Origin of the sequence: Sulfuricurvum sp. (genome assembly GCF_023229695.1) — a bacterium.
Classification (GTDB): domain Bacteria; phylum Campylobacterota; class Campylobacteria; order Campylobacterales; family Sulfurimonadaceae; genus Sulfuricurvum.
Genome location: NZ_JALNYS010000018.1, coordinates 1 through 12,666 on the forward strand (window position 1 = coordinate 1; position 12,666 = coordinate 12,666).

13 protein-coding genes are annotated in these 12,666 nt (G+C 47.8%); 9 read left to right on the plus strand and 4 right to left on the minus strand.

The genetic code is table 11. The features are described 5' to 3' along the window. Positions 1-361: 361 nt before the first annotated feature. The 9 genes from M0P91_RS12315 to M0P91_RS12355 all read left to right on the plus strand — a co-directional run bounded on the left by M0P91_RS12315 (position 362) and on the right by M0P91_RS12355 (position 8,970). Positions 362-1,567, plus strand: coding sequence for a DUF2202 domain-containing protein (locus M0P91_RS12315; protein WP_295067868.1), 1,206 nt, complete (start codon positions 362-364; stop codon positions 1,565-1,567). 71 nt (positions 1,568-1,638) lie between these two features. Next, the gene (locus M0P91_RS12320) at positions 1,639-2,271 is read left to right on the plus strand and encodes a response regulator transcription factor (protein ID WP_295067871.1); all 633 of its coding nucleotides are present in this window, start codon (positions 1,639-1,641) and stop codon (positions 2,269-2,271) included. Beyond that, a complete protein-coding gene (locus M0P91_RS12325; protein ID WP_295067874.1) occupies positions 2,258-3,310 on the plus strand; it encodes a HAMP domain-containing sensor histidine kinase in 1,053 nt (350 codons plus the stop codon). Before M0P91_RS12320 ends, M0P91_RS12325 begins: the two co-directional genes overlap by 14 nt. A gap of 45 nt (positions 3,311-3,355) precedes the next feature. After that, positions 3,356-3,688 carry a hypothetical protein gene (locus M0P91_RS12330; RefSeq protein WP_295067875.1) on the plus strand — a complete coding sequence of 111 codons (333 nt, stop codon included), beginning with the start codon at positions 3,356-3,358 and terminating at the stop codon, positions 3,686-3,688. Positions 3,689-3,699: 11 nt separating this feature from the next. Then, a complete protein-coding gene (locus tag M0P91_RS12335) occupies positions 3,700-4,512 on the plus strand; it encodes a DUF3187 domain-containing protein (protein ID WP_295067878.1) in 813 nt (270 codons plus the stop codon). A 16-nt stretch (positions 4,513-4,528) separates the two neighbouring features. Further along, the gene (locus M0P91_RS12340; RefSeq protein WP_295067880.1) at positions 4,529-5,197 is read left to right on the plus strand and encodes a response regulator transcription factor; all 669 of its coding nucleotides are present in this window, start codon (positions 4,529-4,531) and stop codon (positions 5,195-5,197) included. Then, on the plus strand, positions 5,160-6,356 hold the full coding sequence (locus tag M0P91_RS12345; protein WP_295067882.1) for a HAMP domain-containing sensor histidine kinase: 1,197 nt from the start codon (positions 5,160-5,162) through the stop codon (positions 6,354-6,356). Before M0P91_RS12340 ends, M0P91_RS12345 begins: the two co-directional genes overlap by 38 nt. Positions 6,357-6,440: 84 nt before the next feature. After that, positions 6,441-8,438, plus strand: a complete 1,998-nt coding sequence (locus M0P91_RS12350; RefSeq protein ID WP_295067884.1) for a TonB-dependent siderophore receptor — start codon at positions 6,441-6,443, stop codon at positions 8,436-8,438. Position 8,439: 1 nt separating this feature from the next. Then, entirely contained in the window at positions 8,440-8,970 is a 531-nt protein-coding gene (locus M0P91_RS12355) for a hypothetical protein (protein WP_295067886.1), read from the plus strand. 9 nt (positions 8,971-8,979) lie between these two features. Here M0P91_RS12355 and M0P91_RS12360 read toward each other — a convergent pair whose 3' ends face one another. The 4 genes from M0P91_RS12360 to M0P91_RS12375 form a co-directional block, all read right to left on the minus strand. Further along, positions 8,980-11,550, minus strand: a complete 2,571-nt coding sequence (locus M0P91_RS12360) for a hybrid sensor histidine kinase/response regulator (protein ID WP_295067889.1) — start codon at positions 11,548-11,550, stop codon at positions 8,980-8,982. A gap of 163 nt (positions 11,551-11,713) precedes the next feature. After that, a complete protein-coding gene (locus tag M0P91_RS12365) occupies positions 11,714-12,043 on the minus strand; it encodes a hypothetical protein (RefSeq protein WP_295067891.1) in 330 nt (109 codons plus the stop codon). Between the two features lie 107 nt (positions 12,044-12,150). Continuing rightward, complete coding sequence (locus M0P91_RS12370; protein ID WP_295067894.1) at positions 12,151-12,366, minus strand: hypothetical protein; 216 nt, start codon at positions 12,364-12,366, stop codon at positions 12,151-12,153. 8 nt (positions 12,367-12,374) lie between these two features. Beyond that, positions 12,375-12,635 (minus strand): hypothetical protein, encoded by a 261-nt coding sequence (locus tag M0P91_RS12375; RefSeq protein ID WP_295067897.1) that lies wholly within the window; start codon positions 12,633-12,635, stop codon positions 12,375-12,377. Between the last annotated feature and the right edge of the window lie 31 nt (positions 12,636-12,666).

Here is a 12,666-nt window from a genome sequence, read left to right on the forward strand (position 1 = left end):
ATTCCCGACTCGATCGGGAATCCCGCTCTCTCTTATGGGGATGGATCCCCGGGTCAAGCCCGAGGATGACGGAAAACGAATCGAGTGCGTAACATCAGTTAGTAATGATTAACTGACCTGTACCTTGTCTAAACACGTGCGAAAAGGTTAGTAATCTCCCGCATCCGAAAGATGCGGGTAGCTTCAGGGGGGTGCAGGGGACAAATTGTCCCCGCCACTTTCCGGGCTTTGCTCGGAAAGTGCATAACATTAAATCGCTTATCTCTCCCGCATCCGAAAGATGCGGGTAGCTTTAGTAAATGCTAACACTTCACTAACACTTCTATGCCACAATACGATGAGCCAAATAAGGAGAAACAAGATGAAATTTTTAAAAGAGATCATGACGCTGTCACTGACCCTGTCCGCAGGAATGGTGTTCCTCGGATGCGGAGGGGGCGGCGATAGCGTAACCGCCGGCACAACGGCCGCGACGACAACGACGCTAAGCGGAACCGTTGCCGATGGGTATTTGGTCGGAGCCAAAGTGTGTCTGGACAAAAACCGTAACGATCTGTGCGATGCGGACGAACCGTTTGTTTTGACCGACGCGACAGGGCGGTATACCTTTATCCTCCCCGATAAAGATGCAACCATCCTTCCGATAGTGGTTGAAGCGGATGAAAATACGACCGATTTGGATACCAACACCTCCATCGGGAAAAAATGGCATTTTAAAGCGGTAGCGGGACAGGGTCGTTTTATCTCCCCCTTAAGTACGCTGGTGGCTCAGGAGATGGAGTGGAACACGACCCTCACCGTAGAACAAGCCATGGCAAATCTTCAAAAAGAGTTGGGAATTGATATCAATGCGTCGGTCGATTATATCGCGGCAAATCATACCAAAGCGCATAATGCGGCTAAAATTATCGCCCACTCTTTGGCCAATACGGAAACCGATTTAACTACTTTGGCTCCTGCCGTCCATCCGCGTCTCATCCGTCTTTTGGCCGCCAAACAGATCCGTTCTCAAATCGCAAGGATTCAGTCCAATGCCATCGATGGCAATATTTCGTATCTGTGTGATGTGAATACCACGGATGTGGCGACGCAAATTGCGGAACTGAACACGACAATCGCATCCTCATTGTCTCCGCAGCTTCAGGCTGATTTACTCTTTATGTGGGAAGAGGAACGGTTGGCACGGGATGTCTATCTCGTCATGTATGCCAAATGGGGGGCTAAAGTTTTCACCAATATTGCGAACAACGGAGAACAGGTCCATATGGAGAGTCTCAAATCGATGATCGATAAATACGGTGTAAGTACCACGGGATATAAAGAACCTGCCCAACCCGGTGTTTTCGTGAATCAAGATCTACAGGCGCTGTACACGACGCTGGTCACAACAGGGAACCTCTCTCTAACCGAAGCGTACAAGGTAGGCGTACTCATTGAGCAAACCGATATTGCCGATTTGGATCAACGATTGCTTCCGAGTGATCTGCCATCCGATATCCGTGCCGTTTATGAAAATTTACGCAAAGGGTCCGAAAATCATCTCGCGGCATTTAACAAACAACTCTAAAAGGGTTGATTATAATGGTAGAGTTCGTGGAAAATGGCAAGAGTTCTGCCAGTAAAAACAAGGGGGCATTTATGAAGATTTTATTACTCGAAGATGACCCCCTCCTCGGTGAAACGGTTGCGGAGATGCTCGGTGAGGCCCATTACGACGTTCATTGGGTCAAAGACGGCGAAGAGGCGGCCGAAGCCACTTTTTACAACACCTACGATCTGTATCTTTTGGATATTAACGTCCCAAAAATCAATGGGTTTCAATTACTCGAAGAACTCCGTGAAGCCGGAGACTCGACCCGTGTCATTTTCATCAGCGCCCTGAGCGATATCGGATCGGTTACCCGAGGATTTCGGTTAGGGGCAGAGGATTATCTTAAAAAACCGTTTTTCCCCGAAGAGTTACTCGTCCGAATCGATGCAAAATTGATCCGATTTCACAACTTCATCTTGCATGGAGAGATTTCGTTTAATCCTCAAAACAACGAGGTGACCAAAAATGGCCACCCTCTTTCAGTGGGAGAGGTTCAGCTTCCGCTATTACACCTTTTTATCCGCAATATCGGCATCACGCTTCCGAAAGAGAGGCTGTTTGATCTCATGGAACACCCCAGCGACAGTGCGCTGCGTGTCGCGATCAACAAGCTTAAACACACGACCGACTGGGATATCCGGAACATACGCGGTGTAGGATATCGTCTTGAAACACGCTGAAACCGAATCTTTTCTGAAAAGTTTTTTCGTTTTTTTCCTCTCCCTCTCCTTGCTGGGTGCTTTGGTTTTTTGGGTGGAATACACCGAAAAACGGCATGCTCTCGAAGAGGCGGTTTTTAATGAGATGAAGGTGTGCAGTTTTGATCTCAAGTGTCAACAATTCACTTTTGATTTTGCACCCCTGCACACGGCAACGCTCTATACGCTCACCCAAGACCCAACGGGATATTATGCCCTTTTCGCCATCCCCAGCGGAAAATATGCCCTTAAAATCCATCTCTCGCAGGAGCGTTTCGATGGACGGCTGAATCAGGAACGCCCTCCCCTTCTACAGGCTTTTGGGATAACGCTCCTCGTTTTAGGGATCATCTCCGCCCTCTTTTCGTTGTATACGCTCCACCCTTTGCGAAAAGCCCTGCGCCTGACCGAAGAGTTCAGCCGGGATATTCTCCACGATTTTAATACCCCCCTTGCCATCCTGCGGCTGAACGTGCGTCTGTTGAACGTCTCTGAGGGTGAAACCAAAAAAATCCGGCGGATTGAGCGAAGTATTGAGACGATGGTTTCACTGGGGAACAATTTACGCAGCTACCTCGAAGAGCACCCTCTCCAAAAAGAGGCTATCGATCTCTACCCCCTGCTCGAAGAGCGTATCGCGGCGATGGGCAAACTCTACCCCGATATCGCTTTTATTCAGGATGAGACCTCTCTTTTGATTTACACCAACCGTGATGCCATTATCCGAATCATCGATAACCTTTTAAGCAATGCTTCCAAATACAACCGCGAAAACGGTACGGTATGGATTCGAATCGATTCTTCGGCGCAAACCCTCCATATCGATGATAATGGCAAAGGAATTGAACATCCGGATAAAATTTTTAACCGTTTTTACAAAGAGCATGATCGAGGATTGGGGATCGGTTTGCATATCGTCAAAAAACTGTGCGATGAGCTCAAAATACCCATTTATGTTCAAAGTATCATCAATCAAGGAAGCCAATTTACCCTCAATCTACAGGCGCTAACGCTTCGCTAATAGTTCTAAGGTATGATGATATACCTAATTTAAAAAGGTTGGTACATGAAATTATTACCCCTTATTTTTACCGCTATACTCTTCGTGAGTAATGGACAAGCGGACATTTCCATAGACACACAAATTGAACAGATTATGAACGGACCGGCAAATGAACGGGTAGAGCGGATGAATCAGCTCAAAACCAAACTGGCCGCAATGAAGGAAGAGGAGAGAAACGAAGCGTTGCAAAAACTTTCGGCCCAGAGGGGCAAAGGGGGGGGACACAATGGATCCAATCATCTCTTGAACAGCCCGATGCACACCCTGAATCCTAACTCATCGGCTCAACGTCAAATGAACGGCAACGGCCGCCCCGATTTTTCCAACCGTCCCTAAGGAGTGAAAGGATGAAATTCTCACTAATCCTTTTGCTGCTCGGCATGTTCAGTGTATACGGTGCGAATGACCGTGATTTCGACGGGGTGGATGATAGCGCGGACCGATGTCTTGATACCCCATTTAGTGATCTTGTCGATGCAAACGGATGTACGACGCAAACCCTCTACACCCAAACCGATTACGACATTATCGTCGGAGTCAATTTTTCAACGATGAATACCGCTACCCTGAAAAATACCGCAACCTCCACCACAACGTTTCAGGCCGATCTCTACCATGGAAATCTTTCGGCACAGCTCCTCACCTCTTATTTCAGGTCCGAAGAGAGCACCTACAGCGATACCGGATGGAACGATACGCAGCTTAGCCTCTTTTACACCGTCAAAGCCGCAGAAAGTGTCATCGTGCAAACCGGAGTCGGAGCCGTTTTACCCACTTATTCTACCGGATACGGCAATGAAGCGATCGATTATCGCGGAAGTATCGCGATGCAATACACCCTTCAACCGCAGATCAATCTCTTCGGGGGATACAGCTACACCCTCGTCAACGATGCCGACATCCCCAAGGTTGCCCTCTTCCAAAACACCCACGCTTTTTACGGCGGTCTTGGATATACGACCCCCGAAAACAACTCGATCAATCTCTCCTACGCCCATTCTCAGAGCATCTATACGCAAGTGAATCCGATCCAGACCCTCTCGCTCGGTCTGTTCATTGCGATCACTCCCCAATGGTTTATTCTGGGAGATTATAAATACGGTCTCAGCGACAGTGCCAGCGACCATGAAACGGCTTTTCGTTTGGGTTATTCCTTTTAAATGTTACAATAGCGGTATGAAAAAAGCAAAACTCCTCTTTTTGGAAGACGATCCGAACCTCAGCGAAAGTGTCAGCGAATACCTCGAAGAGCAGGGGTTTGAGGTTATCTGTGTTTATGATGCCTCTTCGGCCGAAGATTTGCTGTACGAAGAGAAATTTGATCTTTTGTTGCTGGACGTCAACGTCCCCGGGGGGGATGGATTCTCGTTGCTCAAAGCGTCGCGCGGCGAGGGGAATGTCACCCCGGCCATCTTTATCACCTCACGCAACGGCATGGATGACGTCGAAGAGGGGTTCGAGAGCGGAGGGGACGATTACATCCGCAAACCCTACGCCCTTAAAGAGCTGCTGCTGCGGATCCAGACCATCTTGAAACGCAATTTTTACCACCCTGCCTCTCAGGCGATCGATCTGGGGAACGCAATCACCTACGATACCGACAATCAGCTCCTCAAAGTCGAAGGCAAAGAGGTCCCGATGCAGATCAAAGAGCACAAACTCCTAAAACTCTTCTTGCAGCACCGAGGAGAGCTCCTTACCCATGAAACGATTATGGACCGTTTATGGGATTACGAAGAGACCCCCAGCGACGGCAGTTTGCGAACCTATATCAAAACCCTGCGCAAAATCCTCGGAAAGGATACCATTGTCAGCCACAAACGCCTCGGGTATCAATTTCGCTAAATACCGGACTCTCAGGAGCTTTCTCGCCCTGTACGGGGTGATGAGCGCTCTGCTTCTGGTGCTCGTCGGCACCCTCTATTATCAATCGATGAAAGGGGAGATGCTCTCGTCGCACCGTCTTGCGATGCAGCTCCAAAGCGAATCGTACGTCCCGAAACTGCGTGAATGGCTCCTCCATGACCGGAACCTCTCCGCCTTCCCCCGCGATCTTGCCTATACGACCGCCCTCTACGGATACGACCAAAAAAGCCTTGTCTCCCGTCTCCACACCACCCGACTCGATTTCAGAGAAAACCTCTATCTTCTGGAGGGGCATATCTACCTGATCATCCCCCTTTCCCCTTACGGGATGGGGGAGTTTTACCTTATTTTTGAGACCAAAGACGACGGCCTCTGGCGTATGCAGACCCTAAAAACTTCCCTCCTCTTCGGAGCGCTTCTCGTATTGCTCCTCTCGGGGGTCGGATTTTTGCTCTCACGCCTCATTTTGCGTCCCGTCAATGAAGCGATTGCCCTCCTCGACGATTTCATCAAAGATACGACCCATGAGCTCAATACTCCGGTGAGCGCGATTCTGACCAATCTCGAATCGATCGACCCCCGTGAACTCTCCCCGGGGGTTCAGAAAAAGCTCAAACGGATCGAAATCGCTTCGCGTACCATCTCGACGCTTTACGACGATCTCACCTACCTGATCCTCAACCATGACCTCTCCTACCATGACGAAGAGCTTAGCCTTTCCGATCTGCTGGAAGAGAGGTTGGAGTATTTCCGACACCGGATCGAACAAAAAAAGATCACCCTTCTGCTGCACATTACGCCGGACGTCCGTTTGTTCATCGACCGGACCAAAGCGACCCGCCTGATCGACAATCTCCTCTCCAATGCGATCAAATACAATACGCTACAAGGGAGCATTACCGTAACCCTTGAACCGCAACGGTTGTCCATCGAAGACACCGGTATCGGCATCCCCGCATCCATGATCGAGAGGGTATTCGAACGCTACACGCGTGCCGATAAAAGTGTCGGAGGGTTTGGAATCGGTCTTCACATCGTCGCAATGATCGCCAAAAGCTATGGTTTCTCCATTACCGTTGAATCGGAAGAGAAAAAAGGGACACACATCTGCATAGGATGGTCTTTGAAAAACCACTAATATTTTTCGTGATCGATTTACACCGCTTTTAATCCCCGTAAACTATAATACGGTTTATAGAACCGTTACGGAATGGAGTTCATTGTGGTACTGAAATACGTTTCTCTTTTCCTCTCGCTGGCCCTCGCGTCTCTTCACGCCCGAGAGGAGGACCCCTCCTCTTTTGTCGACTCGCTGGAAACCGAGATGGAGAAATATTCACAAATCGCTACCGATACCCGGCAAAACGTCGATTACATGCCCTACGTCATCTCGGTCATGACGTCGGACGAATTTCAAAAGCTGGGGTTATTAACCCTTCGAGACGCCATAACGCTGATCCCGGGGGTCGACCTCTCACTCGGAATGGCAGGGGTCAAAAACCCTATTTTTCGCGGTTCGAATCCCTATGCCATGGGGCAGTCGAAACTGATGATCGACGGTGTCGTGGTCAACGATCAGCTCTTCGGCGCCTACAACCAGTATCTGGACATCCCTTTGGATATCGTCGAGAGGATTGAAGTCGTTCGGGGGCCGGGTTCGCTGGAAAACCATGTCAACGCTTATGCCGGCTCGATCTGCGTCATCACCAAAGCCAACAACAAAAACGGTACCGAAAAGAAAAATACCCTCTTTGCGGCCCAAGGTTCGGACAAATACGGGATGGGGGGCTTCACGGCGGCCTATTCCGAAAACGGAATCGATCTTAGCAGCGACCTTTTCTACCAGCGTCACGATAAAAAGCTCCCTGCCGGCCCCGATATGTACGGCAGCAGCGGCGATGCCCCCCTTTGGCTGCGCAATTACGGTTTGGGGCTGAACGGACGCTATAAGGAGTTGAGTTTCAAAGGGCGTTTCGCCAAAAATGAGAGCGGTGTCAGCTACGGGCAATCGTTCGCCCTCAGCAACGACCCCACCGATTATCTGAATGTCGCCAACAACTCGATGGAGCTCAGTTACGGTTTTGACCTCGCAAAAGGGGTCAAAGGGGAAGTTGCGGCAGGATATTTTGACGAAACCCGCGAATTGCAAAACAAAGTGATGCCGGATGGCTCATCCATGATGATGGGGGGAATGATGGTCACCGTCCCCAAAGGGCTCTATTTTCTGGTTGATTACAAAGAACATACCTTTAATGAACGGTTTGAACTGAAATTCTCCTCCATTGAAAATCATACGATCACGACCGGCGTCACCCTTTTTCAAAGCCATATCGATACGAAGAGGGCGAAAACATCGATGGATACGATGCAAACCTTTACCCGGACCGATCTTCTCTCCAACAACGGACGTGATCATGCCTCCTATTACCTAGATGACCTGATCAATCTAAGTGAGAAAACATCGATACAGCTGGGGATCAAATTTGATCACTCCAACGATGTCAAAGATCAGTTCAGCCCCCGTTTCGCACTCGTTCACCGTTATAACGACGACAATATTTACAAGCTGATGTACACCCGCTCCTACCGTGAACCCTCATGGCGCGAACAGTATCTGACCGGTGTCCACCGGTTTCAGGCGATGCTTAACGTCAGACCCGAATCGGTGGATGCATTCGAAGCTGCCTACATTCACAAATTCGATATCCGCAACGACCTTAAATTCAACGCGTTTTACCTCAAAAACAAAGATCAGATTCATGCCCAAAACGCTACGAGCACCTACAGCAATAACGGAGACAACGAACTCTACGGCGTGGAAGCGGAGTATACGACCCATTTAAGCGATCCTTGTAAACTCTATCTGAACTACTCGTACGTAGATGGAAGAAACACCTCCGATTCCCTTGCCAATTCGGCACAGAATATGGCAAAAGCCTACGGTATTTATACCGTGAATGAAAATTTGGCCCTCTCCTCGGTTGTGAAATATGTCGGTGAAAAGAATCGTATCGCCGGGGACAGCCGCACCAAACTAAACGAATATACCACGATCGATCTTTCTGCCGTCTATACCCTTGCAGATGACCTTACCCTGACGTTGAACCTTAAAAACATCGGAGATACCGTCTACTATCTCCCATCCCATCAAAATACCTATCCCAGGGATTTTGTTCAGGAGGGGCGTAGCTATCTGCTCCGTCTCACCAAAAGGTTTTAAGATGCGCCGTCTCTTCCTCCTTTTCTATTCGGTCTCCCTTTTTTCTGCCGATTACGATCCGCTCCTAATGAGAGCACAGGCCTCCATTTTTCCCAAAATCATCCTGCTGGATCAAGATGTTTCCAAAAAAACGCTCAACGGTTCGATCTCGCTGAAAGTGATCTATGACGGATCAGAACGTCTACAGGCCAAAGAGTTGAAACAGCTGGTGGACGGACAGTACAAAGGGAAAATCGGGGGGTACAATTTTGAAACGGAACTGGTCCATATCGACAATTTCTCTGCTTCGGATGACGCAACGGCCTACATCCTCCTCGATGCCGCAGATCCGAAAAAAAGAAGCGTCATTGCCCGTGCTGCCAAAAACCACCGTATCTGCTTTGGCTACAACTACAAAGACATTGAAAATAATATTCTCATCAGCCTCCTGATGAAAGAAAAAACCTATATCTACCTGAACAAATCGGCACTGCATGAATACACGATCAATTTCACCCCGGTCTTTTACAGAATCGTGAAAGTGATTGAATAACTGACCCCTTTAGCGGTTTAAAATCTCCCGGATTTGCGTTTTAACCTCCTCATTCACGGACGTCAGCCGGGTCAGGAGGGAGAGATAATCGATCGATTCTCCCCTGCGGCTCCCCTCTTCCATCTGTTTGGCCAGATCAACAACCGGAGTAAAGAAGAGATTGGATGCCGCCCCTTTAATACTGTGCGCATTCATCTCGATTTGCCGCATCTCTCCTTGCTCAACCGCTTCTGTGAGCTTGAGCAGGTAAGGATCACACGAGCCGAGATAAACGTTCAACAGTCGAAGAATCACTTTCTCCGGCAAATGGAGTTCCTGAGCTATTCTCTTTAGATCCACGATACCATCGGTTCCGGCCGACTCGCAGAGGGTGAGCTTTCGGGAATCTTTTGGAACCGCAGGTTCGAGATATCGGTAAAGCAAAGACTTAAATTGATCCAGCACAATCGGTTTTGTCATGTAGCTGTCAAACCCCTCTTCTAAAAACCGTTCGCGGTCCCCCTCCATCGCATTGGCCGTCAGAGCGATAATCGGGGTCGTACTTCCCGATTCTTTGATCTTTTGAAGCGCTTCTACCCCCCCCATAACCGGCATATTGACATCCATCAAAATAAGATCGAATTGCTCTTTCTCAAGTCGCTCAAGCGCTTCCTTCCCATTCGAGACGATAACGTATCCCAATCCCCATTGGGAGAGAATCTCCTCGATCAGTATCTGATTGACTTCGTTATCCTCGGCAACGAGAATTTTTCCGCCCACCTCCATCGGTACAACACCCGAACCGCTTTCGGGCTGCAGATGCAGTTTGTTCATCGCCGATTTTAACAAAACGTTGTACAGTCCGGAAAGATTATGGTCGATATCGCTGATCCATAACAGATACGGAGTGTGCATCGACCATCCGAAGTCCTCTTTGCAAATAACGATCAAACTTACCTCCGCCGCAAGAAGCGCATCAATCATCTGCCGCTTTGCATTGCAAAAGAGGATATGGATATCGCCTCTGTCGAAACTTTCCGAAATCTCCGAAAGATTTTTCGTCTGAAACAAGATATGCAGACGCTCCAAATAGTGCTGAATCCTCGTTTGAGCGATACGATTCCCCTCTTCCTCGTTGTAGATAACAATCCTGAGCTCTTTGAACAATGCACTCAGGGTGTGTTCGCTCTCATACGGTTCCACCGATAGATCGAAATAAAAGTCGCTCCCCTCCCCGAGATCGCTTTTCAGCTCGATTTTTCCCCCCATCAATGAGACCAGATGGGAACTGATCGAGAGGCCAAGCCCTGTCCCTCCGAATTTACGCGTCGTTGAGCTGTCTGCCTGAGAAAAAGCTTCGAAGATATGGCCCTGTTTCCTTTTTTCAATACCGATGCCGCTGTCTTTCACCCCGATTCGCAAAACGCTCAACCCGTTCTCCACACGTAATCGTTTGACGTAAAAGGTGATTTTTCCGTATTCGGGGGTAAATTTGATCGCATTTCCCAGCAGATTGGTAATGACCTGCTGCAACCGCAACATATCGGCCACGATCCCTTCGGGAACATCCGGATCAATAAGGCGTTCAAACGTAATATTTTTCTCATCCATCCGAGCCGTAAAGAGGGCCGTCATTTTTTCAAATTCGATAAACGGATTCCATCGGGAGTAATCGAGTTCAAATTTTCCGCTTTCGAGTTTTGAAAAATCGAGAATATCGTTGATAATCCCCAACAATGCGTTTGCACTGGCATTGATGATATCGGCGTAGCGCTGCTGTTTTGCATTCAGACCGCTCTCTTCAAGCAGTTTCGAAAATCCCAGTATCCCGTTCATAGGGGTCCGTATTTCATGAGACATATTTGCCAGAAACATCGATTTGGATGCGTTGGCCGCATCGGCAATTTCTCTGGCTTCGCGAAGCTCCTCTTGTTTCTCCTCCATCACCTGATTATGCCGATTCACCCGTTCCACCAGCTTTGCAATGATATTCATCACGCCATCCGTCTCTTTTTCACGTTTGATTGCCGAAAAATCGATCGAATCTCCGATATGATACTTCCTGATCGCTTCCGTAATCTGTTCAAGCGGTCTGAAGAGATAGCGAATCGTGAAAGAGATGATAAAGACGATGATAATGATCATGACAACGACGACGGTAAACCGTTGATACAAGGTTTCAACCATCTTGTTGTAGTGCTTTTTTGTATAATGAAGTTCGATTTTTCCGATCTCTTTGCTCAGCATGACATCATGTATCGGATACTCTACCCGAAACACTTCCCCCTCCTCGACGGAGGGGATATGGCTGAAAATCGGTTTGCCCTCAAAAGTGACGGCCAATCCGATCACATCTTTATTGTGCAGCACGTTTTGCGCAAAATCTCTGTTTTCTCCGTCCAGCTGTAAAAAATGGTTCATCGTCAGCGTCGGTTCGATCGTCTTGGCGATCATCTCCGCTTTTTGCCGTTCAATCCGGGAGATATCGGTGGTAATGACTTTTTTGACCGAAAAATAGAGGATGAAGATAAACAAAATTCCCAAAAAAGCCAGTAAAAGGGTAATTTTCAAACGGATGGAAAGGGTAATTGCATCTTTCATCAGCGAACTTTCTTTTCTCTTTATCACAGGATACATTCCAATCGGCTCTCTACTTCATCCATTCTTTAGAAAAAGGATCATCTGTACTTCCTGAAGCAAGATGATCCACTTTTTTTCTTTAGTATGCAATCAAAATGCTTCCGTTGTGATTAAACGATCCTCTTTATCCGCAAGAGGGGACATTTCCCGAATCACTGCCGTACTCTTTGGCAAAATCGCCGATATCTTGAAGTTTGTTTTGCATATCCGGATTGTTTAGAACCGCAGAGGCTGCCGGAAAACGCTCACCGTACTCTTTAATAAACCCCTGTGCGTTGTTGTCGAACAGCTCTCCCCATTCCGCAACGGTGTGTTCTGCGGCAAACTTGGTACCGTTCATCCCAAATTTTGCTTTAAGCGTTTTGAGATAGACTTTTTGTCCGCTTTTGGAATCCGCATGCACCATGGATAGACTCAGAGCTACCGCTACGAATATTGCCATAAACTTTTTCATTGTTTTCTCCTTATCCGTTGATTTGGAACCTTCCCGGAAGGAAAAGAGGTTCTCTTTTTGGATAAGAGAAGTATAAAAAAAGATCGTGGAGAAATTGTGAAGGGGATTTAAACGTTCTGGAGTCTTTCGAGCAATGCCGAAATCTGTTTTTCCTGTTCATATAAAGCAAGATTTTTACGAACATAGGCTTGAAGAAGAAGTTTTAGATCATTATTCCCGGATACATTAAAATCCTCCCCCATCTGTACGCTCAAAAATTTTGCAAACCCCTCTTCGACATCAATATCGTACCGCTTGGCATTGAGGGTAAGAGAAAGTTTCATTATCGTGACTACCCTAATAAACTTTCGATTCTCGCAACAATCGCTTCAATCTCGTTATCTTTGGCCGAAAGCTCACCTTTGAGACGTTCAATCTCACGATCTTTCTCCGAAAGTTCCGCTGTAAAAAGCTCAATCTCTTCCTCTTTGCTTTGCGTATTGCTGCGGCACGCAACAATCTCATGCTGCATATTTTTCAACTCTTCCGTTACGGCAGAGTGCTTTGTCATCAATTCCGCCGTCAGTGCGGTAAGGCGTTCTATAGGTGTCATGTGGTTAACCTTGGGTAATAGTATTCTTTAT